We start from the raw sequence: 24,749 nt of genomic DNA, 5'->3' as shown, positions 1-24,749 counted from the left end.
ATCAACGATATTAATTCATGAAATCGGATGTAGGTAGTCCGGTGAATTCTTCAGGAGGTGCTTCGATCGGTTTCATCGGCATCTCGGCAACCTCTTTAAGAGTCATCGGGGGTAGCTTGTGTTTCTGAGTATATTCATCGATTGTTTTTTGTTCTTTGTGTTTCAGATACTCGACGGCGGAAAGCACAATTTTTTTGCTCTCTTTATCGAATTCAAGAACACGAAGCGGTAATTCATCGTTCACCTTAAATGCATCTGCAATATTTTTAAGGGGAGTCATTGATAGTTGTGAGATCGGCACGAAGCCGTCTACGCCTTGCGGCAATTCCACAATGACACCTTTCTCAATCAAACGAACAATTTTACCTGATGATTCTATACCGACCTTATATAACTCACCGAAAGTATCCCACGGATTCTCATTCACTTGTTTATGCCCGAGAGAAATACGACGTTGTTCAACATCAATACCAAGGATAATCACTTCCAATTTTTCGCCCTTCTTCACTACTTCACCGGGGTGGCGGATTTTCTTTGTCCATGATAGATCGCTGATATGCACTAAACCATCAACACCTTCTTCCAACTCTACAAACACACCGAAGTTGGTTAGATTTCTGACCGTTCCGATATGTTTTGAATCGATCGGATATTTTTGCAAGAGTGTTAACCATGGATCTGGTTCGAGTTGTTTCATACCGAGCGATATTTTTTTATTTTCCTTATCGAGGCTCAATATGATAGCTTCAATCATCTGCCCCATCGAAACCATCTGGGACGGATGTTTGATATGTTGAGTCCAGCTCATTTCGGATATATGAATTAAGCCCTCGATTCCTTTTTCAACTTCGATAAACGCACCGTAGTCGGCGAGTGAAACAACTTTACCGGTAACTTTTGTGCCGACCGGATATTTTTCATCTATCTTTTCCCACGGATGTGGTTGAAGTTGTTTCAATCCGAGAGAAATACGTTTCTTCGCTTCGTCGAAATCGATGACCACCACAGTGATGGTCTGATCTAACTTAACCACTTCAGATGGATGGTTGATGCGTCCCCATGATAAATCGGTAATATGAATCAAACCATCAACACCGCCGAGGTCAACGAATACACCGAAATCAGTGATCGCTTTCGCTGTACCTTCAAGGACTTGACCTTTTTCGAGACTGCCCAAAATTGCGCTGCGTTGTTCATGCATCTCAGCTTCGATGAGAACTTTATGACTAACAACAACATTTTCATTCGGGTGATTAATTTTGGCGATCTTAAATTCCATCATCTTTCCGATGAACTGGTCAAAATCGCGCACCGGTTTAATATCGATTTGTGAACCGGGTAGGAACGCATCCAAACCCATAAGGTCGACAACTAAACCGCCTTTGATACGACGAGTGATTTTACCTTGTAATATTTCGCTTTTATTGAACGCATCGACAACGCGCTCCCATGTCCGCATGAAATCAGCGCGTTTACGAGAAAGCACAAGCTGACCATCCTTGTTTTCCACACTTTCTAAATACACTTCAATTTCATCGCCCGGACTTAATTCGTCAATGTTCGGAAATTCTTCTATCGGAACTAATCCTTCGGATTTGAATCCGATATCGATCGCAACGCTGTCATCTGTGATTGCAACGATCTTTCCTTTAACGATCTGTGATTCCTGAATATTGCTAAATGTGCGGTCGTACAACTTCGAAAGGTCTTTGTACTCCTGCTCGGTATATTCGCGCTCTTCCACGCTCGCGAAATTAAAATTACTCCCACCCGAGCTAACGGGTGATGCTTGAAATGACGTTTTACTAACGTCGGTTGTTTTTTGTTGAAGGATGGTGTCCTTCTGCTCTTCTGCCATTCAATCTCCTAAAATGTTACTACTACCATTTATTAGACTGCTCAAAATATCCCGCACCGAACAGTAGTCATCTAACTGTTTCATGTGTGAAATTGATTTTGAAGGTTATTATTTAGTTGTTTAATGATGACTTAATTATAATGCTGTTTGTTTTGTTTTGACTTCACAAAACCGTTTTTCAATTTCTTGTTTGACTTGTTGCATAACCCACTGCGGGGTGGATGTCGCACCGCTTATACCCACAGATTCGATTCCATCGAACCAATCCGGTAAAACCTGATGTTCGTTTTCTACGAAATAAGTTCTCGGATTCGCGTCTTTGCAAATATTATACAAGACTTTACCGTTTGAACTGCTTTTTCCGGCAACAAAAATCATTATGTCGTTCTTCTTTGCAAACTCCTGAAGTTTTTTATCTCTTCCGAAAACCTGTCCGCAAATCGTATCTTTAGCGTGAAACTCGATGGCTTGTTGTTCGAATGAATCAACTACCAATTCTTTGATCTTATTCTGAAATTCTTCTTTCAAACGATAAAATGTTTGCTTATCCATAGTCGTTTGAGAGAATAAAACGGTTTTCTTATTCATGTCAACTTTATCAATCTCTTCGAGAGATTTTATCACAATTGCTTCACCGTTTGTCTGCCCAACCAATCCGATCACTTCAGCATGATCGATTTTACCGTAAATTACAACCTGATATCCGCTTTCGTAAAACTTGCGGATTCTCTCTTGCACTTTTCGCACAACGGGACAAGTGGCATCAACAATATCGATTCCTAATTGTTTCGCGGTATCGAATGTCGATGGCGGTTCACCGTGTGCCCTGATAAAAACTTTTTCACCGCGAAGATTTTGCAATTGGTCGTGGGTGATCGTTTGCAATCCTTCTTTCTTCAGCCGCTCAATCTCCATCGGATTATGTATTATATCTCCGAGAACGTAAAGGTTTTTACCATTCCTCGATGATTTCAATTCTGTCTCTGCAATGTCTATCGTTCTGATAACGCCCCAACAAAAACCGGCGCTTTCGTCAACTGTCACCTTCATCTTATCCTAATTTCTCAATAACTTTCTTAACAATAAAATCAACCTGATCATCAATCGTCATAACCGTAGTATCGAGTGTGATTGCGTCATCAGCTTTGCGCAATGGACTTATCTCTCTTCCGGAATCTTTTCTATCACGCACTTCGATTTCCTCAGCAAGCTCACTTAAATCAACTTTAACACCTGCTTGCTCTAATTCTTTTTGCCGTCTACGAGCACGCTCATTAACATTCGCAATCATAAATATTTTTACGTCAGCGTTCGGAAAAACAACCGTACCGATATCCCTTCCATCAACCACGACACCACCATGCTCGCCGATCTTTCTTTGCTCACGAACCATAACAGTTCGAACTTTTTCAAGCGCACTAACCGCGCTCACTGATTGTGTTACTGCCTGCGTTCGAATAATTTTCGATACATCCTCCCCATCGAGAAATACTTTTATACTATCATTGGCTTTTTCCAAGCGGACACTTGTTCGCTCTGCCAATTCTCCTATTCTGTCTGTCTCTTCCGGATTAATTTTATTCCGAATAACTTTCCAAGTGATTGCACGATACATTGCACCTGTATCTATGTAAAGATAACCTAATCGTTCAGCGACTAACTTGGAAGTAGTACTTTTGCCGGAAGCAGCAGGACCATCGATGGCAATTACTAATTTCTTCAAAATTTACGCAATTTGAGGGTTAAACGGCTTGAAAATATACAAAATTTTGATGATTGAATCAATTCTGTAAAAATTATTATATTCTATCATGAGAAAATTAGACCACAAGGAAATTTCAAAAAAGAGATACACTATTGCGGAATTGCAAAACTCAGAAAGGTTTCCGATTTATGGACTGCTTGATAACATCAGAAGTTTATATAACGTCGGTTCCATGTTTCGATCTGCTGATGGTGCCCGCTGCGCAAAATTATTTTTAACCGGATACACACCATCGCCACCGCGGAAGGAAATTGATAAAACTGCACTCGGGGCAACCGAATCGGTTCCTTGGGAATATTTCCAATCACCATTGGAGGCAGTTAACATTATTAAAGAGATGGGAATAAAAATTTGTGTACTAGAACATACTACACACAGCCGTCCTTATTATAAGTTGGATGGTTCAGAGTTTCCGCTCTGCATTGTGGTCGGTAATGAGATAACGGGCATTTCCCGCGAGATCATCGAGAACGCCGATATGGCAATAGAAATTCCGATGTACGGCATGAAACAATCGTTGAACGCTGCAGTGGCGTTTGGTATTACAATTTTCGGTTGTGTATCGGTATTAAAATCTAATCCTTAATTTTTTTTCTTTTTTTCATCCAACACTTCTCTGATGCGTTCGAGAATTAATTCAGGCACATACGGTTTCTGTATGAAATCTTTTGCGCCGGCGGATAATAATTCTTTCTTCAAGTTCAAGTCGAAGTAACCGCTCGCGAGGATCGCGGTAACATTCTCATCAACTTCTTTCATTTTCATAAACATCTCGTATCCCCCCAGCTTCGGCAGTCCCATATCCGAAACAACCAGGTCTATTTTTCCCAAATTATCCTTATAAATTTGTATCCCCTCTTGCCCATCTTTAGCGATCAGGACGTTATATCCCTGGTCTGATATAATCGATGATAAAAGAATCGCTAACATTTCTTCGTCTTCAACTATTAATATTGTTTCGTTACCCATAGGTGTAATTGGTTCTTCGGATGTTGGCTGATTGTTGTCGTTGATTTCAGATTCGACTGCCGGAATATATAACGTAAATGTAGTACCAACACCTTTAGTACTTTCCACCTCAACAATTCCCTGGTGGCTATTGATTACGCCATATACTACTGCCAAACCAAGTCCGGTTCCTTTTCCAAGTTCTTTAGTCGTGAAGAATGGTTCAAAAATTCTATTTCGTGTTTCATCATCCATTCCAATTCCATTATCCGTCACGCTGATACTTATATAATGTTTCGCTTTGGCTTTCGGATATTTCTGAATAATATTTTCCAGAGCAACAACGTCGGTACGAAGAATCAATACGCCTTCATCGCCGATTCCTCGCTCGTTCTCTAACATCGCATCGCGGGCATTGACGCACAGATTGAGTAATGCTAAATGCAGTTGACTCGAATCTGCGATTACAAACGGAGGTTGATGATATAATTTGCTTTCAATTCTTATCGTCTTGGGAAATGTTTGATTCAATATCTTAACAAGTTCGGTTACGATATCGTTTATATTAACCGAAGATAATTCGGGTTCTCCTTTGTGAGCGAATGTTAACAATTGGCGAACAAGATCGGCACCGCGCTGAACCGCTCGTTTAATTGTCTCGAGATTCTGCGAAACACGCTGCTGATCAGTTGTCCCTTTTTGAAGAAGCGATGTATATCCGAGAATAATCCCAAGAATATTATTAAAATCATGGGCGATTCCACCCGCTAACGTCCCGATACTTTCCATTTTTTGTGCTTGCCGTAGTTGATCTTCAAGATATTTTCTCTCGGTTATATCTCGGAGGAATGATCGGTAGGCAGTTACATTTCCTTCATTATTGAAAACAGCGGAAGCATTTTCAAGAACGAATCTTTTCTCTCCGTCTTTCCGCCGGATTGTGACTTCCAAATCTTTCACAAATTTATACTGTTCCAAACGCCCGATGAATAAATCACGGTCATCCGGATTAAAATAAAGTATATCTGCATCTTTTAACTTAAGCATCTCGTCACGCGAAGAATAGCCGAATAAATCAATACCAGCCTGATTAATATCGAGCAATGTCCCATCAGGAGTTGTCAGCAATATCGCATCTTGGGATTCTTCAAACAAAGTACGGTATTTTTCTTCTGAGTGGATTATAAGTTCTTCGGCATGTCGTCGTTCCGAAATATCAGTTTGCGTGCCCCATACACCTTTAAATAATCCGTTTTCAACAACTCCGACGAAATTATTCAAGAATATTTTCGCGTTGCCAAATTTATCGATTTCTCTCGACTCGGCACCGGTCAACCGATATCCGCATTCGATAAATAACTTCAGCATGTCGGTATTTCTAGTATCAGTCGGATCTAGCATATTGCTTAATTTTGTTCCAATAAATTCTTCAGATTTCAAAAAACCGTACATCTGAGCCATCGCGTCGTTACACTCGGCTATAAAGGCAGTTTTCAAAAATAAATTTACCTGCTCACTAGGCGTAAGTTTTATACTTATCGGCTCGGTCGATTCGTATCTCCAGATTCCTTCAGTGCTTTGAGTTACGAACGCACGATACCGATCTTCGCTCTCTTTTAGAGCGGTTTGTGCCTGCTTACGTTCGATTGATTTTGCAACCTGACTTGATACAAATTCGAGTATGTGTAATTCTCGCTCTGTGTACACAGTAGGATCGGAATAATGCTGAACAACCATGGCTCCAATCGTTTTACCCTCGACTATCAGCGGCACACCGAGCCAAATTGGGGAGGGAACTCCTACAAGTTCCGCTTCGCCTTGACTTTCCAATTCATCGGATAACTTTTGATCGCAGAGAAGCGATTTACCATGACGCAATACATATGCGGTCAATCCTCTGCCGGCAGTACCTTCATTCGGTGGTGTATCTATTTCATCTACCCAGTAAGGAAAGCTGAGTTTATCATGTTCAGCATCATACAAGGCAATGAAAAAATTATTCGCGTACATCAAATCACCGATAATGGCGTGAACTGTTGAAAATAAATTGTTGAGATCACGTGATGAATGCGCTTCTTCCGCTATTCTGTATAAAGCAAGTTCGATATCTTCCGCTTGTTTAAGGTTCGTTATATCACGAGAACTTCCAACGAGCCCGATGATTTTCCCTGTTTTATCGCGTAAAGGCACTTTCGATGTTGTAAACCAATGAAGTTTGCCGGATTTTAAAATAATTTTTTCAAGTTTGCCTAATGTCTTTTTTCCATCTCTTATTACCGATATTTCATCCTTCCTTGTAATCGCAGCGTGCTCCTCGATGAAATAATCCGCATCGGTTTTTCCAATCGCATCTTCAACGTTGACTAATCCGAGTACTTCTGCTTGGGCTTTATTAATCCTAGTGAACCGGGATTCAGTATCCTTAAAATAAATGGTATCAGGTATTGTATCCATCAATGAGTGTAATAGTTCCGATTCGCTCCGCAGGGCATCCTCGGCGGTCTTCCGGGCGGTAACATCGATCGCAGTTCCGAATATCTTAATAACTTTTTCATTCTTATCTTTCAGAGGCAATAAGTTCGTATTCCAAATGTATCCTCCTAACTCAAGATCAACTTGTACATTCTCGCCGGCGAGAGCTTTATCAAGCATAGTTTTCAACTCAATGTTATTCTGATACAGCTCATAAGCTGATTTCCCGAGAAGTTCATCCGGTCGGAGATTGATTTGATTTAAGCCTCTTCCCCGTGAGAGTATAAACTTGCCTTCAGAATCCAATTCGAATGCAAGAATATTCAAATTATCCATCATCAATTGCAATCGCGCCGCTGTTTCTCTTAGTTGCTCCTGTACATCACTTCGTTTGGTTATGTCACGCGATATCCATTCGATTGCTACAACATTTCCCTTATCGTCCGGAACCACCGAAGTCCACATTTCAACCGGAAGTTCGGTTCCGTCTTTTCGTCGATGAATCAATTCTCCATTCCATCCACCGTTGAATGTGGATCGATCTATCTCATCTGTAATACTACTGCGGTTCTTGGGTGATATTATAAGATCGATATTCTTCCCTATCAATTCATCATCGGTGTAACCATACATCTTGGATGTTGCCGGATTAACGAAGAGGAGATTATTTTTTAAATCGGTCAGGATAAATGAATCTTTCGTACAACTGACTGCGTGTGCAAGAAGTCGTATTTGATTATCCGATTCATATTTCTCGGTGACATCCCTTGATATGGAAATAATTTTTTCAAGTTCACCATCCCTCGAATTTACCGGTGTTAATATCGTATCAAGATTACGGATATTATTTTTCGAAAGTATAATCCGATATGTAACATGAATTTGTTTTTTTGTTTTTAAGATATTTTTAAACGCTTTTTCAACCGTATTCTTATCATCCGGATGCACTTCCGTTAAGAATGAACTTCCATCAATCATCTTCTCTTTGCCAAGCAGAAGCTGAAGCGAACGGTTTACCGAAATTCTTTTTCCATTAATATCGATAATTGAAATTAAATCACTGATTGAATCAAAAATTAAACTTAAAAGATGGTTTCTATTTTCATCGTTTTTTGATTTCACTTTTTTCATCCTATTATTTTAATATTGGACATCGTGAGCAAGAGTATAATATTCTTCTTTTTCATGTGTATGGATTCGCACAACACCTGCTCGCACAAGACTTACCAGAATGCGCGATGCACGTCTGTCGCTAATGTTCACCAATCTCCCGAACTCACGAACAGTGATTCGCTCTTTGGTTTCGAGATAAGCAAATAACCTTTTTTCATTTTCACCGATGGCGACTTTCAGAGGAGGTGAATCGGGATTTTCATCTTTAAGTATTTTAATAACTTCTTTACTTGCCATCATCGTCTTATCGTTTACACGGATATAGACACGAGTATTTTCACCATTCGCCTGATCCACCGGTCCGAGAAAATAATGCGGCTTAGTGCGGCTTTCGGGGATATAGCACACTATTACATCCTTCCCGTCGAATGGAACAATTTGGATCAACGGTTCAATTCTTGGATCACTGAAATCACGTCCGGCTATTTCGATCAACTCAATTTCCGACTTTTCACTTTCAACACCCACAATAGAACCATCATCATCGACACCGAATAATATCGTGCCGCCTTTTGTATTCGCCAGTGAAATGATTGTCCTTGCGATTTTTTCGGGTGAGGATATTCGCCGCTTGAACTCAAGCATAAATCCTTCACCCTCTTCTATCATTAATTTAACATCACGATAATTCATAACACTCATCTCATCTTACCAGCCACGTGCCGACATACGGGCAAGAACGATCTTCCTTCTGTATTTAAGATATCTGCTTTCGACATTCGGTTTATGCTTTAGCGGACTGGGAATAACCGCTGCTAAACTTGCCGCTTCCTCGCGAGATAAATCGGAGGCATGTTTTCCAAAATATATCAATGAAGCAGATTCAATTCCGAATATTCCGTCTCCCCATTCGATTAAATTCAAATATAATTCCAGGATCCTCGATTTTGATAATTCATCCTCCATCATCCACGCAATGAATATTTCCTTGATTTTCCGCACAGGATTTTTTGATATGGATAAATAAATATTTTTTGCCAATTGCTGGGTGATAGTGCTTGCACCCCGGGCAAATCTTCCTTTTGCGATATCCTTCTTGAGTGATTCTTTCACTTCATACCAATCAACACCCTCGTGTTCATAAAACGCTCCGTCCTCAGCTGCGATCACTGCGTGTTTAAGATGAATTGATATCTGATTGAGCGGTATTGTTTGTTGTTTAATGAAGTATTTTTTACCGTCATCGTTGGCATCTTCACGACGAGCATCCATCAATGCGGTTACCTTCGGAGTTTGTTTTTTTAAACTTCGAATATCTTCCCGATCCGGGAGCCGCATATATTCAATTAGAGCATAAAATAAGAATAAAATAATTATGGTTATTAATTTATGCGTCTTGATCCATTGCCACAATATTTTTAGAATATTCACCAACTTCGACCTGTTCATCTGGATTTCCGGTAATCTAAATAACCCTGAAGAATAAGTGCAGCCGCCATGGCATCTATGTTCTGCCTTGATTCGCGCTTCTTCTTTGTCAAGTTCATTTCCCGCATCGAGTTCGTCGCGATTTGAGTTGTAAATCTCTCATCCCATTTTATTAATGGAAGTGTAAAATGTTTTTCCAACAACACAATAAATTGATCAACCTCTTTTGTTTTTTGTCCTTGTTCTCCTTTCAGATTTAAAGGATATCCAATTACAATTTCTTGAGGCAGATATTCATTGATTAAGTTTTCAATTTGACCAATAAAATTAATTTTATTCTCGATAAAACAAAGAGGTTGAGCAATGATCACCATTGGATCACTTATCGCAACACCTATTCGCTTCGAGCCATAATCGAAGCATATTATTCTTCGCAGATCACTCATCTATTTGATGTCTTCTTGTTAACCTGTTACTGCAGTATCAAGCGGCTGGGACAAGAATTTCTTTAACAGCTTGCTCGGCTTAAAATGAGTTTTACGCCGAGGGGGTACTTGCACAATCTCACCTGATTTTGGATTTCGGGCTTTTGGTTTCGATTTTGTTTGTTTCACTTCGAACACTCCGAAATCTCTCACTTCTATTCTGAGCACCGGATCGGCGGTCATCATAATATCACGTATCGCTGAAAATATATCATCTACCCATTTTGCTGTTGTTGTTAAATCAGATCCGTGTGTGCGCGCAACGCGTTTAACTATATCGCGCTTCGTAAATGTTTTTATCCTTTTTGATTCTATTTCCATCATCCTTTTTCCTTATTCTATCATCCGATCTGCCCGGTGGATCCCTTCGATCTTTCGCAGCTTCTCGATGATCCTTTCAAGGTGATCTTTATTTTTTACGCTTAATATTATTGTTCCTTCAAAATTATGACCATGGACGTCAATCCTCACAGCCCTGATATTAGTATTTTGGTATGAGGAAATAGAATGTGTTATTTCATTCAACATACCTGCATGATCTTCACCGCGTAAATATATAGCGGCGGAATACTCACCTGTCTCCGTTGCGGGCCATCCGACATCAACGAGACGCTGCGGCTCATTTGTCGACATCGAGATTAAGTTGTGGCACGATTTCAAATGGATTTTGACCCCTTCCCCACGCGTAACGAATCCGACGATATCATCTCCCGGTATCGGATTACAACACTTTGCATAGCTATGAAGAAATTTATCATGACTTCCGAAAAGTGTAATACCACCGGTAATATTTCTCGCAGTAGTTAAAAATTTATTGAACAATCCTTCAACTTTTTCATCTTTAACCCCCTCCGCCGGTGGATGTTTTAATTTTTGGTCTATCTCTTTAACGATCTTGTCCGCATCAATATCCACACGATGAATTCTGATAAAGAAATCTTTCAAATCGGCGATTTTCATCTCTCTCAGAATCTCCGCAAGATCATCATCATTGATATGAAGCTTAAACTTCTTCGATCTTTTTTCCCATATTTCTTTTCCGGAAATTATTTCTTTCCGTTCCTCTTCCTTTACCCATTTACGAATGTGTTGCTTCGCTTTATGAGTTATAACAAATTTTTCCCAATCAGGTTTCGGGGTTTGATTCTTAGAAGTTATTATTTCGATCTGATCACCGCTTCGCAACTGATGATTCAACGAAACTATTTTGCCGTTCACTTTCGCGCTAAGACAATGATCGCCTATGTTGCTGTGCACCGCATACGCAAAATCGACCGGTGTGGCGCCTTTGGGTAGAATACGCAATTCGCCTTTTGGAGTGAATAAATATATTTCATCCTGATACAGCGTCAGCTTGAAACTTTCCATCAACTGTTTCGCGGGGGCTTCATCCTCGGCATGATCGAATATTTCACGCACCCATGTAATCCAGTTCTCCAATTCTTCATCGAGCGTGTTAAGGTTTTCTTTATACTTCCAGTGCGCCGCCACACCTTTTTCAGCCACTTCGTGCATTGCACGAGTTCTTATTTGCACTTCAACCATTCTGCCTTCGGGACCAACAACGGTAGCATGAATAGATTGATATCCGTTTTTTTTGGGAACGGAAATATAATTTTTAAATCTTTCAGGTATCGGCATGTAAATAGATGTGAGCACGCCGTACGCAGTAAAGCAATCATTGGAGTTATCAGTATCAAGTATTACGCGGACTGCAAAAAGATCGTATATTTCGTCAAAGGGTTTATTACGCGCTTTCATTTTGTTGAAGATGCTGAAAAAATGCTTAGGCCTCCCTTCAAGCTCAAACTTCATCCCCTCCTCTTTCATTCTTTTTTCAATAGGTTGGATGAATTTTTTTATATATGATTCGCGTTCCTTCCTTTTCGATTTTAATTTATGAGCAATTTCCTCGTACTCCGAAGGGTGAAGGTATTTGAAAGATAAATCTTCCAACTCCCATTTAATTTTCGCCAAACCAAAACGATGCGCGAAAGGCGCGTAGATATCGAGTGTTTCCTTCGCCAGCCGGATTTGTTTCTCGTCCGGCAAATACTCCAACGTCCGCATATTGTGTAAACGGTCTGCAAACTTGAGTAACATAACGCGAATATCGTTCACCATGGAAAGGAGCATCTTGCGGTAATTTTCGGCTTGAGTAACTTCGTGGGATCTGAAGATATCCGAAATTTTGGTAGCACCGTCAACAATTTCGGCGATAGTATCTCCGAATTCGTGACGGATATCTTTGATTGTAAATTCTGTGTCTTCGGCTACATCATGCATTAATGCGCTTGCAACAGATACATCATCGAGCGGAATTTCTTTCGCAACTACGAGCGCAACTTCATAAGGGTGATTAAAAAACGGATCACCCGATGCACGCACGTTATTTTTATGCGCTTCTAAACTGAATTGAAATGCCCGACGAATCAGGTCTTCGTTTACCGACCTTAGATTCTTCCGGCAAGCCACCAGTAAATCTTCTAATTTCTTTTTATAAATTCCATCACGCATCAGTTGTTTTTCCCGACTCTAAGTCGTTCATTATTTAGTACTTGCTCTTACCCAATATAATCTGATGCTGGATGAATGTCAAGCAACTATCGTGTGAATATTTGCTCCCAATTTGACAATCGGTTCTATTCACCCGTCCCGAAAATTCTATCGCCCGCATCTCCCAATCCCGGTAATATGTAGCCGCGATCGTTCAATTTCCGATCCAATGCACATGTATAGATTCGAACATCAGGATGAGCTTTAGATAATATCCGCACACCTTCGGGTGATGCAACCAAACTTACGAAGCGTATTTTTCGCGCTCCTTTTTCCTTTAACACTGTAACTGCCGCTTCGGCACTTCCACCTGTTGCGAGCATCGGATCAAGAATCAATACAAGTGCGTCCTTCAGATTCTTCGGAAGTTTTAAATAATAATCAACCGGCTTCAGAGTTTCCTCGTCCCGGTACATACCAATGTGACCAACACGAGCGTTCGGTAATATTTCAACAAAACCACCCACAAGTCCCAAACCTGCGCGTAATATTGGTACGAGTATCGTTTGTTCAACTATTTCGTATCCGATAGTTTTTTCGAGCGGTGTAACGATTTTTTTCTTCCGAAGTATTAAATCTTCGGTAACGGCATATGCCATCAAACTTGCGGTTCTTCTTAGCACTGCACGGAAAGTTGGACTCGAAGTATTTTTGTCTCGTAATATTGATAGATCTCGTTTTACTAATGGATGGGAAATAATAATCGGTTTCTTCATATGATCCTTTATTATTTTGGGTAGATTGTTTTAATCCATTTATTTATGATTACAGTAATAATTTTTTCTTTATTTGATTTGCTCCGATAAGAATCGGATCCCATAACGGCGAGAATGGCGGCGCATAGATCAAATCGAGACGCGATATTTCATCGATAGTCATTTTTTGCTGAATTGCCACTGCCAGCGTATTCGCCCGCTGAAATGCCCCGCAGCAACTAAATAAATTCGCGCCCAACAATCGACCACTTGGTTTGTCGACGATAAATTTGATGACCACTTCTTCGCTGCCCGGCATTAACTTATTCTTCGATCGGGCATTTACAATTTCCGTTATAGTTTTATATCCGTAATGCGACGCTTCTTCGGAACCGATTCCGACTTGAGCGACGTGCAAATTAAATATCTTCACAGCCATCGCTCTGATAGCGCCTTTGAATGTTGCGCGCCCGCCGGCAGCATTCTCACCTGCAACCCACCCTGACCTGCTCGCGACAGTTGCTAACGGGAGGTAAATTTGTTTTCCGGTAACTATATTTTTCACTTCACAGCAATCACCAGCGGCATAAATATCATCTGCACTTGTCTGCTGCCGTTCATCCGTGATGATTCCTCCAAATGTTCCAATCCGAATGTTTGCATCCCGCGCCAAATCTGTGTTCGGTGAAACCCCTATCGAGATTATCACCATATCCGATTCAAATGAACCTCGATCTGTAATAACATGTTTCACTAAACCTGCTGCTTCCTGCTGGAGCGCTTCAATCTTAACATTGGGGATGAATTGAACATCGTTATTATTAAGCTCAGTCAAAACCCTCTCGCGAGTTTCCTGTTCGAGTCCTTCCATTGGAAGTTTTAATTGATGAAGCATTGTAACTTCAATATTTCTCAATCGAAGCGCTTCGACAATTTCCATACTCACATATCCACCGCCAATTATCACAGCCGATTTAGGTTTCTCGGTTTTCAAGAAATTTAAGATATTTAAAGCATCGTTGCGATATTTTAAGCTGAACACGTTTCTGCAACTCTCTCCCTCCATGCCCAATCGTCGTGAGCACGACCCGGTTGCGATTATCAGTTTATCGTACCCTTCCTCAAAAACATCTCGGGAACGTAGATCACGGATAATAATTTTATGTTTAGAAGATATAATTTTTTCGACAAGGTGCGAGGTATGGACACTGACCCCTTTTTCTTTTTGAAATTTTTCGGGAGAATATACTTCTAATCTTGATTCACCTTCTATCAAACCACCTATCAAATAAGGCGTTTCGCAGATAGCGTATGAAATAGATTCCGATGCCTCATACATCTTTACTTCGGCATTTGGATTGGTTCGTTTGGCTTTCGCTGCCGCGCTTGGACCTGCCGCAAGTCCACCCACAACAATTATTCGTCTACTCTTCAAATTCATTTTTCTGAATGATATAATCTGATCATTAAGCTGATGAATAATGTGAGGATTGGTAGCATCATTTATTTTTCTTTTTAAAATATAATGATATTGGGACACCTACAAATTTGAAATGTTCTCTTAACCGATTCTCCAAAAAGCGCTTATACTTCTCTTCAATCAACTTCGGTTCATTCACGAAAAAACTAAACGCGGGAGGATTGGTTTTTACCTGCGTAATGTAATTGATTTTGATTTCTTTACCTGATTTTGCGGCCGGAGGTTTTTGTTGAATATCGCGCTGCAATAAATTGTTCAACTTGTTCGTCGATATACGTTTTGTTTGTTCCGCGAAAACTGCTTTTGCCATATCTATTGTTTTGAAGATGCGTTGTTTCTCGAGCGCGGAAATAAATATTACAGGTATATAATCGTACACACGGAGAAATGACTTTATAGATTTTTCAAAATGACGGGCGGTCTGATCGTTTTTTTCAATTGTATCCCATTTATTCACGGCAAACACAACTCCGCGCTTCCGCTCTATCACATCTTCAAGAATCCGGAGGTCTTGCTTATCGATACCTGCCTCGACATCTACCATCAATATCGCTACATTGCATCGCTCTATACTTTTGAGCGAACGGAGTGCACTATAGAACTCCACATTTTCCTTTACTCTACTTTTTCGCCGCAAACCGGCAGTATCAATGAGAATGATTTCTTCTTTTTCATATTTAAGAACCGAGTCGATTGAATCTCGAGTGGTGCCGGGGATCGGTGTAACAATCTGGCGCGTTTTGCCCAGTACCCCATTAACAAAAGATGACTTACCAACGTTCGGTTTACCGATAACTGCAAGTTTCAACCTTTTGTCGTCTTGATCTTCATCGGAAGTTTTAAATTCTTTTGTCACCTCGTCAAGGAAATCCCCAATTTTTCTCCCAAGTAATGCTGAGATCGTTATGGGCTCACCTAAACCCAACTTATAAAATTGAGCCGCATCTCGTTCACGGTTATCGCTATCGACTTTGTTCACTACAAGATGAATTTTTTTATTAGCCTTACGAATGATCGTAGCAATTTCTTCGTCGAGGGTTGTGACACCTGTAGTGGCATCAACAAGAAAGATAACGCTATCGGCCTCACTTATGGCAATCTCGGCTTGTTCTCGTATAGCGCGTTCGAAAAGGTCTTCAGAGTTCGGAACGTAACCGCCGGTATCTATGAGAGTGAATTGCTTACCCGCCCAGTCGGAAATTGCATACAAACGATCGCGTGTCACACCCGGTTCATCGTGCACAATGGCATCGCGGGCGCCGAGAATTCGGTTAAAGAGAGTTGATTTGCCGACATTCGGTCGACCAATAATTGCAAGAATATTTGTCATATTTTATTTTCCGATTAAGTATACGAATTTCCTGCAAGAGATTCAAAAAGAAGATGCCGACTCACTTTCGTAAATCGGCATATAAGAATTTATTATTGGGGATTAATTAGATCGGCAATGCTATCTCAATAATAACATCTTATTCATTTTATTGTAACTATTGGATGGCGTCAAAATAAATTCCTTATTAAAATGATCATCCACTTTTCCTAGTGGAGGTTTACTTATATCTATATCCGCATACCAACTTTTACAACCCATTATTAAAGTATATAGGTTTGCCCAGCCAGCTACATAAGCATGAGCAGATTGAATGCTAACTGCATTTATACCCGACTGATAATAATCTTGCCCTATCTTCATCGCCCATATCTGCTCTCCGTTACTAAGATTATACTTCATTAACAATCCTAAACCAGCATAGTTTCCTGTTAAAGTGTTTAACCCGGCTGCACAAAAGCCAGTAACAAAAAGATAATTTTGATTAATCTTAGCAGATAAAAAAACATCATCGTAATCAGTGATTGGCTGTGATTTTATCCACTTCATTGTTCCATCTTTTCCATAAGAAGCCAGAAATCCCGAAGACCAATATCCGGTACTTTTAGAATTCTTGTTTTTTTCAACCTCATAATTCCCAACAATAATCAGAGAATTATCATATTCTAAAAGTTGATCATTCTCCAACCTAGGATTTTTTAAACTACCTGAGGAGATATACTTATGCCAATCGAATTCTAACGAATCATTCACTCGGCAAACGAAAGGTGAATACATTGATGAATCCCAATTTCTCAACTCGCCAGAAAAATAATATTTCAATCCTAAAGAATCTTTATTTATTACCATACCTTTTAGATCGAAACGGATGTTGACAAAAATCTTACTTGTATCTATTTTTATACCGCCATCCTTAAGTAGGGTAAAATTGATTAAAAAGGCGTACCAATTGTTATTTCCGGTGGCTTGGATCTTACCACATCCTGCAAACTTTACTGAGTCATTTGTCGAGTTTAGTACACCAACAGAGTTTGTCCAAATTTTATAATCGGGCAAGGATATATAGTTTTCATTAACAATATTTCCATTATCATCATATATTATGAAACCTATCCCATTACTTACATCACCAATGGTAACTATTCCATACGGGAATACGGAATTGGAAGAAGGAAGACGAACAATATTTTTAATCATGAACGGTGAATTTTTCATCCAAATTGATTCTCCGTTTTTTTGACTTTTAAAATTGCATATTCATTATTCACAATCCCGGATAAAATAATATTACCGTCAATCCCTTCAAGCGTAATCGTAAAAACATTAATCATTGCATAATCACCATTCTTGACTTCAAGAATGATATTCTTGTTCGCGTTAGGTTTATTTGGATCTACCGGGACAGCATTTTGATTACTGGATGTTGGATCTTTCTTACATCCACAAAATACAGAAAGTAATAATAGAATAGTGGCAATAAACCTCATAGGATCCTCTCTTTTTATTATGAATAATTTATTAAAGATTACTTAGCGTATTTAATCACAGACCCCAGCTCCACGCTAAAGTTATCAAAGCCGATTGATTTGCTGATATATCCTACAACTCCCATCTGCGTGGCGTAGTTTAAATCTTCTTCACGATCGGAAGTGCTTACAATTACAATTGGAATATTTTTTAAAGATGTATCTTCCTTAATTAATTTCAAAACCTCACGGCCATCGCGCTTGGGAAGGTTCAGATCGAGAAGTATCAGGTTTGGAATCGGATACTTTTCGGAATCAATATAATTATTCTTATGGAAAAGATAATCTAAAACCTCCTGACCGTCTCGCACAACAAAATATTTAGCAGGAACATTATTCTTTTTGAGTATGTATTCTGTGATTTTTTGATGCGACAGGTTATCTTCAGCAATAAGTATATTCATATTTTGTTTGGTTATTTTATGAAATCTTCTTATTTTGATACAAGATTTACGGGGCGTGGCTCAGCCCGGCTAGAGCGCTTGGTTCGGGACCAAGAGGTCGGCGGTTCAAATCCGCCCGCCCCGACCATAAAACCTGCAGATAACTCTGCGGGTTTTTTCATTTCTGCAAAACCACATTTATCATTAAACTTTAAATGATTTAATAAAATATTTTGTTATTTCCAAGCCAATTTTTTCAAAATCGTCTTCACAATTTACATCAAACCATTTTATCCGCTCATCGTGCCGAAACCATGTCAATTGCCGCTTCGCGTATCTACGGGAATTTTGTTTGATAAGTTCAACCATTCGATTGTAATCTGTTCTATTATCTAAATAATCAAACACTTCTTTATATCCTACAGTTTGAAGAGCATTCAATGTTGAGGAATAACCCTTGGCTCTCAACTGTTTCACTTCATCAATCAGACCTGATTGGAACATTAATTCAACCCGCTTATTTATTCGGTCGTATAATTTTTTTCGATTCCAATTTAATCCGACAAATACCGGATGGAAGTTAATATCGATTTTGGATTTGTGCATTTCAGATATAGGAATGCCGGTTGTTTTAAATACTTCCAACGCGCGCACAATCCTTCGAGTATTTGTTGGAAGCATGCGAGATGCCGAGGTTGGATCGATTTGTCTTAATTCTTCCAAAAGGATTTCCCCTCCTTCAACTTCGAGCCGACGATATAATTCTTCTCTAATAGAAGAATCCGCGGAAGGTCCATCAAAAAAACCATCAATCAATGCGCGGATGTACAATCCTGACCCGCCTACCACTAAAGGTATTTTCCCTTTGCTGAATATTTCATCAATAATCAGTCGCCCCTGCTTACCGAATTCACCCGCGTTGAAATTTTGATCGGGTAACAACCGATCGATGAAATGATGTGAGACAGATTTCAATTCGTCCAAAGTAGGTTTCGCAGTTCCGATATCCATCATTTTATAAATCTGACGGGAATCGGCAGAAATTATTTCGCAATTTATTTTTTTAGCGATGATGAGGGATACAGGTGTTTTCCCGGATGCAGTCGCACCTAAAATTACCAGTACATTCCGTTGTTTTTTCAAATTTTGATTAAATGAGGGGAAAGACTCAAAACTCATAACTCACAACTCAGATTATTTCCATCCGATTTTTCCAATGAGTGGAACAAATTTAAATCCATGAGCCATGCGCGTTTGTAATTTTTCTCCGTGTCTGACAGAGATTTGAATTGATTGAATATCTTTATCCCCTACGGGAATTACAAGTATACCTCCATCCGCTAATTGATCAAGAAGTGGTTGCGGGGCTTCAGGGGCACCTGCCGTAACAATAATACCGTCGTATGGTGCAAATTCTTTCCAACCAATTGTGCCGTCACCGCATTTTGATACAATATTATATTTCAGATGTTCGAATACTTTTCTGGCGCCATTTAGCAAATCCATGTTCCGCTCGATCGTATAAACACGCGCACCCATAGCGGCTAATATCGCTGCCTGGTAACCTGAACCGGTTCCGATCTCCAAAATTTTCTTGCCCGGCTTAACTTCAAGCGCCTCCGTCATAAAAGCGACCGTATATGGTTGAGATATTGTTTGAGAATGACCTATCGGCAGAGCACAATCATCATACGCGCGGTTTAGAAGAGCGGCTTGGACAAAATCACGTCTATCAACAAGCGCCATCGCTTTGAGAAGTCTTTCATCTTCAATTCCCCTTTGTCGGATTAGGGCAATCATCTCATCGCGTTCAAAATCGAATCGTGGAGATTTATTCGGTAATTTCCTTTGAATCATTTTAATTGAATGCTTACTATTGCTGTGACTTTAAAATCTTCCAAACCGATTTTGCTGACTTTTGCGGCATCAGAGATAAACGCGTGTAAAGTTCGTGGCGAAGCTCTTGCGTTGTAAGTCCGCGTATAAGAATGCCATTATCTGTTATCGATATTTTACCGGTTTCCTCCGAAACAAGAACAACGATAACATCCGCTTGCTCAGATATTCCCAGTGCGGCTCTGTGTCTCATTCCTAAAACCGTATCTCCGATAGTTGAGGTTTGCGATAAAGGTAATGTTACTCGTGCTGCTTCGATAATTCTATCATGCACTACTACCGCTCCATCGTGCAGAGGTGAACGGGGATTAAAAATTGATACGAGAAGGGCTTTGCTGATTCGCGCCTGCAACGGTGTTCCGGTATCGACAAAAGTTCGGATTCCGGTTGAGCGGACGATAACAACCAACATTCCATGGTGTTTGCGCGCAAGCTCCGCAGATGCACCTACTATCTCCTCGATAGATTCTTCTACATCTAATTTAATGAATGAGCGGACAATTCTATTTCTTCCAAGTAAGATGAGAAGCCGGCGAAGTTCAGGTTGGAAAAGAACAATGAAAGCAATAACCCAAATATCCGTGAGCGTTCGCAGGATCCAGTTCATAGCCTTCAGATTACTCGCCTGAGCGATGAATGAAAAGCCGAGAATAAGGATAAGGCCGACGAATATTTGCGCCGCCACTGTTCCCCGCATTACCATGTACAGGCGGTAAAATATAAACGAGACAAGAAGGATGTCGAAGACATCCACAATCGTGATGGTTAGAAAACCTATTTTAAATAATTCCATTATTTACCAAGGTTAGTTTTTGCATATTGCGTCTATTAGACTAACAACACGTTTTATAGCCCGGACATCATGAACTCGCACGATATTGGAGCCATTCATTACGCAGGCGGCAACTGCCGCGGCGGTTCCTTCTAATCTGTCGTCAACATCAACATTCAGTATTTTCCCGATAAAAGATTTCCTCGAAGGTCCGGTCATAATAGGATATCCTAAATCCGAAAACATTTTCAGATGCTTAATGATGTTTAAATTGTGCTCAACTGTTTTCCCAAAACCAATTCCGGGATCAATAATAATTTGTTTAACTCCGCCTGCCACCGCTAAATTGATGCTCGTTTCTAAATAAGATTTAATTTCAGCGATCAAATTGATGTACTCAGGATTCATTTGCATAGTTCTGGGTGTCCCTTTGATATGCATGATAATGAGCGAACCATTTAATTTTGAAACTACCGAAGCCATTTTGGGATCATAATGAAGTCCCGAGATATCGTTAACAATCAGCGCACCTGCCTTAAGCGCAAGTTCCGCCACATCTGATTTATAAGTATCGATTGATACCGGGACGTTTGAGAGTCTCACTAATTGTTCTACCACCGGCAGAATTCTATTTAATTCCTCTTCCACCGAAATTTGTGCAGAGCCGGGGCGTGTTGATTCCCCGCCGACATCAATGATATCAGCACCTTCATCCACCATCTTTAGGGCATGCTTCACAGCGCCATCGATGCTATTAAATTTACCACCGTCAGAGAATGAGTCGGGAGTTACGTTTAATATTCCCATCAAATATGTCCGCTTAGAGAAATCAAACGAACAGTTTTTGAAGTTGTAAATCATCTTATTGATGACTCTTTACAAAAAATAAAAAGGGTATCAAACCGATACCCTTAAAATTATTGAGCGGCGGTTGCCTGGGCTTTTTTGCCTGCAGCAATCATCGATTTCCGTTTCGCTTTGACACGCTGGATATTTTTTCTATGTTTTTTCCACGCGTTTTGCGTTTTTTTATTCATTATTTCTCCTTATGTGATTGTTGTCTATAATAAATTCTAAATGAAAATACGAGTTTTTCATCACTTTATCAAGAATCTCTACTATTCATTTGCAAAAATTGAATGAATCCTAGCTGAATAGATCAAACTGAACGATGGATTATTAGGTTTTTTTATCCTCCCGTCGACATGCTTTTAACTATTTTGAAAATCGAGAATAATTTGTACAATCTCAGGTCGATTACCCGTGCGAACCGGCGGTCCCCATGTTCCAACTCCGCACGAAACATAATATAAGGTGTTACCGATCGACTCCTCTCCCCAACTCACTTCATAAACCATCTCCGTGATAAAATTGAGGGGCCATAATTGTCCGTGGTGAGTATGCCCCGAAAGCTGAAGATCGATTCCGTTATGTGCTGCTTCTTGAAGATCGAAAGGTTGATGATCCATTAATACAACAGGATATGATTTATTGATAGGTTTCATTAATTCGTTAAGTGATATGCGCTTCTTTTTCCCGAATCTATTGATAGAACGATCTTCACGGCCGATTAAATATAAAGTATTATTTATATTTACTGCCTCATCGCGCAATACTCGGACATTATTTGATTCTAAATACTTGCATGCCTCCTCAACTCCTCCGATATATTCATGATTTCCTGTAACCGCGAATATTCCGTAACGGGATTCTATCTTTCTCAAACTTTCTCCAACATTTTCCTTGATAACCGGAGCGAGATCTTCATCGAGAATGTCGCCGGGTAATAGAACTATATCGGAATTCAACGAATTTATTTTCTCAACTATGGCATCGAATTTAGATTTACCGATGATAGATCCAAGATGGATATCGGACATGCTGACAATTTTAATCTGTTGAAGACCGGCAGATTTATTTTTAATTACATAATGCAAATTTTTAATTTGGATTACGGTCGCATTCCAATATCCGAATCCTAAAACAGATAAGACAATGACCAGTACTCCTCCGCCGAGCAATCCTTTAACTGATTCGTAGTTGTTTCGTACCCAGGTTGGATATATAGAAAAAAAATGATTCAACAATCGTATGAAATCAAGAAGTAAAATACCAATAATAAAATATAATATCGCAGCCAGCCAGAATGCTCCAATCCAAACGAACGTACGGCTAACTGGATTCAGCCAATAATTTTCAAGTATCCGTCCGATAAAAAATGATAATGATATAATTATAAAAAGGATTAAATAATAAGGTCGGAAGAATGAATTTTGGGATAATGATTGATATCCGCGGATTAAGATGTAATAATTAATTAAACCGTAGATTGCAAAAAATAAAGTGAAAAAGAGAATAAATGCAATGGATCTCATAATGAGCGGATTATTAGCAGTTAATAAAAAAATTTTTATCGAGATTCAGCAATCTCTTGCGTGCGGTTGGTTTCATCAGTGAGAATATTCTCATATAAATTTTCATATTGCGACACAATACCTTGTTCTTCGAACTCATCAAGTGCGCGCTTCCGGCTCGCAACAGCGAACATTTTATGTTTAGTTTCATTTGTCAATAGTTCAACGGCATATTTGGCCATTCTCTCAACATCACCGATTTCAGAAATAAATCCTGTTGTTCCATGAATAACTAGTTCCGGCAGTCCTCCCACACTAGACGCTACCACGGGCACTTCGCATGCCATCGCTTCGAGCGCCGATAAACCGAAACTCTCTGATTGACTTGGGATAAGAAACAGGTCGGCGATTGAGAGAAGTGGAATTATTTCTACTTGCTTACCTAAAAATTTTACATCTTCCACGATCCCAAGATCCCGTGCCAGCTGTTCGGCGCTTGATCTATCGGGACCATCTCCGACGAGTAATAATTTTGATTTGACTTTTCCGCGAACAATATTAAATATTTTAATTACATCACCCACTCGTTTCAGCGGTCTGAAGTTGGATATGTGAATTAGAATCTTTTCATCATTGGGAGCAAATTGTTTGCGTACATGCTCGTCAGTAATACGACTGTATTTGGAACCATCCACGAAATTTGGTATCACGGTGATCGGCTTTTTGATTTGATAGCTCGTTAAAGTTTTCTCTTTTAAAAATCTGGATACTGCCGTCACTGCATCGCTTTGCTCTATGCTGAACTTCATAACGGGCAAATAACTTGGCTCCAGACCGACGAGGGTAATATCTGTTCCATGAAGCGTGGTAACAATCTTTATATTAGTATTGTTTATAATTTGCTTTGCTAAATAAGCGCTTATAGCATGAGGAATGGCGTAATGAGCATGGATTATGTCTAACTTTTCAAACTTTGCAACCTCAACAATTTTACTGGCAAGTGCCGGAGTGTATAGAGGAAAATCGAAAAGTGGATAACTAGAAATCTCAACTTCATGATAATATATATTTTCTCTGAATCCCTCCAACCGAAAAGGCATTGCATAGCTAATAAAATGAATTTTATGTCCCCTTTCAGCCAAGGATTTCCCAAGTTCGGAGGCAACAACGCCGCTACCGCCATAAGTTGGATAACAAGCAATTCCAATATTCATAATTGTTTAAAATAGTGAGAAAAACAGATAATGGCAAGAAATTTATGATTTTAAGTCAACTTTTTTGGATTTCTACCGTCTAATGTGATGTAACGTACCTTAAAAAAAAATAATTCCAAATAGGGATTGTTTTTTGTTTTTTTTTGTTTATATTTACAAGCGCTATTCCTACGAATATAAGCGATTTTTGTATTATTTAGCATTTCTGAAAGGATATATTTACAGTGAAGGCAAAAGCCAAAGTTATTGGTTTAGTAATAACCAGTTGCCCGTGTTGCGGGAACCCGATTAATTTTGATAGACAAGTCACAAAAATTTGTGCATACTGCGAAGAAGTTGTTCATATCGATCTCGATAAGGTTGAAGTGAGCTTACACGGTCCCGTTGCGACCGAAAACAAGAGAATGAAAATCAGTATGAACTAATAATCGACGTTATATGTTGTAAATTAAGATTCCGGACATACCGGAATCT

General features: G+C 39.6%; 23 protein-coding genes and 1 tRNA gene. 3 read left to right on the top strand and 21 right to left on the bottom strand.

Annotated features, from left to right (window positions below):
- Positions 1 to 10: 10 nt before the first annotated feature.
- The 3 genes from rpsA to HZB59_05790 all read right to left on the bottom strand — a co-directional run bounded on the left by rpsA (position 11) and on the right by HZB59_05790 (position 3,584).
- Entirely contained in the window at positions 11 to 1,858 is a 1,848-nt protein-coding gene (rpsA, locus tag HZB59_05800) for a 30S ribosomal protein S1 (protein MBI5020931.1), read from the bottom strand.
- A 135-nt stretch (positions 1,859 to 1,993) separates the two neighbouring features.
- On the bottom strand, positions 1,994 to 2,908 hold the full coding sequence (locus HZB59_05795) for a 4-hydroxy-3-methylbut-2-enyl diphosphate reductase (GenBank protein MBI5020930.1): 915 nt from the start codon (positions 2,906 to 2,908) through the stop codon (positions 1,994 to 1,996).
- Between the two features lies 1 nt (position 2,909).
- Positions 2,910 to 3,584, bottom strand: a complete 675-nt coding sequence (locus HZB59_05790) for a (d)CMP kinase (protein ID MBI5020929.1) — start codon at positions 3,582 to 3,584, stop codon at positions 2,910 to 2,912.
- Between the two features lie 85 nt (positions 3,585 to 3,669).
- Between HZB59_05790 and HZB59_05785 the strand changes: the two genes are divergently transcribed.
- Positions 3,670 to 4,209 (top strand): RNA methyltransferase, encoded by a 540-nt coding sequence (locus tag HZB59_05785; protein MBI5020928.1) that lies wholly within the window; start codon positions 3,670 to 3,672, stop codon positions 4,207 to 4,209.
- Here the strand turns inward: HZB59_05785 and HZB59_05780 are convergent.
- The 12 genes from HZB59_05780 to HZB59_05725 form a co-directional block, all read right to left on the bottom strand.
- Entirely contained in the window at positions 4,206 to 8,165 is a 3,960-nt protein-coding gene (locus tag HZB59_05780) for a PAS domain S-box protein (protein MBI5020927.1), read from the bottom strand. The two genes, HZB59_05785 and HZB59_05780, sit on opposite strands and share 4 nt — an antisense overlap.
- Before the next feature lie 18 nt (positions 8,166 to 8,183).
- The gene (locus tag HZB59_05775; GenBank protein ID MBI5020926.1) at positions 8,184 to 8,849 is read right to left on the bottom strand and encodes a putative DNA binding domain-containing protein; all 666 of its coding nucleotides are present in this window, start codon (positions 8,847 to 8,849) and stop codon (positions 8,184 to 8,186) included.
- A gap of 15 nt (positions 8,850 to 8,864) precedes the next feature.
- On the bottom strand, positions 8,865 to 9,605 hold the full coding sequence (gene mtgA / locus HZB59_05770; GenBank protein MBI5020925.1) for a monofunctional biosynthetic peptidoglycan transglycosylase: 741 nt from the start codon (positions 9,603 to 9,605) through the stop codon (positions 8,865 to 8,867).
- Entirely contained in the window at positions 9,602 to 10,030 is a 429-nt protein-coding gene (gene ruvX, locus HZB59_05765) for a Holliday junction resolvase RuvX (protein MBI5020924.1), read from the bottom strand. Before ruvX ends, mtgA begins: the two co-directional genes overlap by 4 nt.
- A gap of 18 nt (positions 10,031 to 10,048) precedes the next feature.
- Positions 10,049 to 10,369, bottom strand: coding sequence for an integration host factor subunit beta (locus tag HZB59_05760; protein MBI5020923.1), 321 nt, complete (start codon positions 10,367 to 10,369; stop codon positions 10,049 to 10,051).
- Between the two features lie 33 nt (positions 10,370 to 10,402).
- Positions 10,403 to 12,586 (bottom strand): bifunctional (p)ppGpp synthetase/guanosine-3',5'-bis(diphosphate) 3'-pyrophosphohydrolase, encoded by a 2,184-nt coding sequence (locus tag HZB59_05755; protein ID MBI5020922.1) that lies wholly within the window; start codon positions 12,584 to 12,586, stop codon positions 10,403 to 10,405.
- A 125-nt stretch (positions 12,587 to 12,711) separates the two neighbouring features.
- Positions 12,712 to 13,341, bottom strand: coding sequence for a uracil phosphoribosyltransferase (gene upp / locus HZB59_05750; GenBank protein MBI5020921.1), 630 nt, complete (start codon positions 13,339 to 13,341; stop codon positions 12,712 to 12,714).
- A 49-nt stretch (positions 13,342 to 13,390) separates the two neighbouring features.
- Positions 13,391 to 14,761, bottom strand: coding sequence for an FAD-dependent oxidoreductase (locus tag HZB59_05745; protein ID MBI5020920.1), 1,371 nt, complete (start codon positions 14,759 to 14,761; stop codon positions 13,391 to 13,393).
- 58 nt (positions 14,762 to 14,819) lie between these two features.
- On the bottom strand, positions 14,820 to 16,130 hold the full coding sequence (gene der, locus HZB59_05740; protein MBI5020919.1) for a ribosome biogenesis GTPase Der: 1,311 nt from the start codon (positions 16,128 to 16,130) through the stop codon (positions 14,820 to 14,822).
- A 120-nt stretch (positions 16,131 to 16,250) separates the two neighbouring features.
- Entirely contained in the window at positions 16,251 to 17,345 is a 1,095-nt protein-coding gene (locus HZB59_05735; protein ID MBI5020918.1) for a hypothetical protein, read from the bottom strand.
- Complete coding sequence (locus HZB59_05730; GenBank protein MBI5020917.1) at positions 17,342 to 17,617, bottom strand: hypothetical protein; 276 nt, start codon at positions 17,615 to 17,617, stop codon at positions 17,342 to 17,344. Before HZB59_05730 ends, HZB59_05735 begins: the two co-directional genes overlap by 4 nt.
- A gap of 38 nt (positions 17,618 to 17,655) precedes the next feature.
- Positions 17,656 to 18,060 (bottom strand): response regulator, encoded by a 405-nt coding sequence (locus HZB59_05725; protein ID MBI5020916.1) that lies wholly within the window; start codon positions 18,058 to 18,060, stop codon positions 17,656 to 17,658.
- Positions 18,061 to 18,109: 49 nt separating this feature from the next.
- On the opposite strand from HZB59_05725, the gene HZB59_05720 reads away from it, so the two are divergent.
- Positions 18,110 to 18,187, top strand: a tRNA-Pro gene (locus HZB59_05720).
- A gap of 56 nt (positions 18,188 to 18,243) precedes the next feature.
- Here the strand turns inward: HZB59_05720 and miaA are convergent.
- The 6 genes from miaA to bshA all read right to left on the bottom strand — a co-directional run bounded on the left by miaA (position 18,244) and on the right by bshA (position 24,275).
- Positions 18,244 to 19,182 carry a tRNA (adenosine(37)-N6)-dimethylallyltransferase MiaA gene (gene miaA, locus HZB59_05715; GenBank protein MBI5020915.1) on the bottom strand — a complete coding sequence of 313 codons (939 nt, stop codon included), beginning with the start codon at positions 19,180 to 19,182 and terminating at the stop codon, positions 18,244 to 18,246.
- 51 nt (positions 19,183 to 19,233) lie between these two features.
- On the bottom strand, positions 19,234 to 19,839 hold the full coding sequence (locus tag HZB59_05710; protein ID MBI5020914.1) for a protein-L-isoaspartate(D-aspartate) O-methyltransferase: 606 nt from the start codon (positions 19,837 to 19,839) through the stop codon (positions 19,234 to 19,236).
- A 73-nt stretch (positions 19,840 to 19,912) separates the two neighbouring features.
- On the bottom strand, positions 19,913 to 20,731 hold the full coding sequence (locus tag HZB59_05705) for a TIGR00159 family protein (GenBank protein MBI5020913.1): 819 nt from the start codon (positions 20,729 to 20,731) through the stop codon (positions 19,913 to 19,915).
- Positions 20,732 to 20,740: 9 nt separating this feature from the next.
- Positions 20,741 to 21,568, bottom strand: coding sequence for a dihydropteroate synthase (gene folP, locus HZB59_05700; GenBank protein MBI5020912.1), 828 nt, complete (start codon positions 21,566 to 21,568; stop codon positions 20,741 to 20,743).
- A gap of 350 nt (positions 21,569 to 21,918) precedes the next feature.
- The gene (locus HZB59_05695) at positions 21,919 to 23,082 is read right to left on the bottom strand and encodes a metallophosphoesterase (protein ID MBI5020911.1); all 1,164 of its coding nucleotides are present in this window, start codon (positions 23,080 to 23,082) and stop codon (positions 21,919 to 21,921) included.
- A gap of 35 nt (positions 23,083 to 23,117) precedes the next feature.
- Complete coding sequence (gene bshA, locus HZB59_05690) at positions 23,118 to 24,275, bottom strand: N-acetyl-alpha-D-glucosaminyl L-malate synthase BshA (GenBank protein ID MBI5020910.1); 1,158 nt, start codon at positions 24,273 to 24,275, stop codon at positions 23,118 to 23,120.
- 224 nt (positions 24,276 to 24,499) lie between these two features.
- Between bshA and HZB59_05685 the strand changes: the two genes are divergently transcribed.
- Entirely contained in the window at positions 24,500 to 24,700 is a 201-nt protein-coding gene (locus tag HZB59_05685) for a hypothetical protein (protein MBI5020909.1), read from the top strand.
- The last annotated feature ends 49 nt before the right edge of the window (positions 24,701 to 24,749 follow it).

The organism is Ignavibacteriales bacterium, assembly GCA_016214905.1.
GTDB lineage: Bacteria > Bacteroidota > Ignavibacteria > UBA10030 > SZUA-254 > PNNN01.
The sequence above is the reverse complement of the archived record's forward strand: the minus strand, read 5'-3'. Positions and strand labels throughout refer to the sequence as shown.

Excerpts from the sequence above, each read along its gene's own strand:
- HZB59_05785 (MBI5020928.1), top strand. The coding sequence starts at position 3,670 with ATGAGAAAATTAGACCACAAGGAAATTTCAAAAAAGAGATACACTATT.
- rpsA (MBI5020931.1), bottom strand. The coding sequence starts at position 1,858 with ATGGCAGAAGAGCAGAAGGACACCATCCTTCAACAAAAAACAACCGAC.
- HZB59_05775 (MBI5020926.1), bottom strand. The coding sequence starts at position 8,849 with ATGAATTATCGTGATGTTAAATTAATGATAGAAGAGGGTGAAGGATTT.
- ruvX (MBI5020924.1), bottom strand. The coding sequence starts at position 10,030 with ATGAGTGATCTGCGAAGAATAATATGCTTCGATTATGGCTCGAAGCGA.
- mtgA (MBI5020925.1), bottom strand. The coding sequence starts at position 9,605 with ATGAACAGGTCGAAGTTGGTGAATATTCTAAAAATATTGTGGCAATGG.
- HZB59_05735 (MBI5020918.1), bottom strand. The coding sequence starts at position 17,345 with ATGAAAAATTCACCGTTCATGATTAAAAATATTGTTCGTCTTCCTTCT.
- HZB59_05745 (MBI5020920.1), bottom strand. The coding sequence starts at position 14,761 with ATGAATTTGAAGAGTAGACGAATAATTGTTGTGGGTGGACTTGCGGCA.
- HZB59_05695 (MBI5020911.1), bottom strand. The coding sequence starts at position 23,082 with ATGAGATCCATTGCATTTATTCTCTTTTTCACTTTATTTTTTGCAATC.
- bshA (MBI5020910.1), bottom strand. The coding sequence starts at position 24,275 with ATGAATATTGGAATTGCTTGTTATCCAACTTATGGCGGTAGCGGCGTT.
- HZB59_05795 (MBI5020930.1), bottom strand. The coding sequence starts at position 2,908 with ATGAAGGTGACAGTTGACGAAAGCGCCGGTTTTTGTTGGGGCGTTATC.
- der (MBI5020919.1), bottom strand. The coding sequence starts at position 16,130 with ATGACAAATATTCTTGCAATTATTGGTCGACCGAATGTCGGCAAATCA.
- HZB59_05730 (MBI5020917.1), bottom strand. The coding sequence starts at position 17,617 with ATGAGGTTTATTGCCACTATTCTATTATTACTTTCTGTATTTTGTGGA.
- folP (MBI5020912.1), bottom strand. The coding sequence starts at position 21,568 with ATGATTTACAACTTCAAAAACTGTTCGTTTGATTTCTCTAAGCGGACA.
- HZB59_05710 (MBI5020914.1), bottom strand. The coding sequence starts at position 19,839 with ATGATTGCCCTAATCCGACAAAGGGGAATTGAAGATGAAAGACTTCTC.
- upp (MBI5020921.1), bottom strand. The coding sequence starts at position 13,341 with ATGAAGAAACCGATTATTATTTCCCATCCATTAGTAAAACGAGATCTA.
- HZB59_05725 (MBI5020916.1), bottom strand. The coding sequence starts at position 18,060 with ATGAATATACTTATTGCTGAAGATAACCTGTCGCATCAAAAAATCACA.
- HZB59_05755 (MBI5020922.1), bottom strand. The coding sequence starts at position 12,586 with ATGCGTGATGGAATTTATAAAAAGAAATTAGAAGATTTACTGGTGGCT.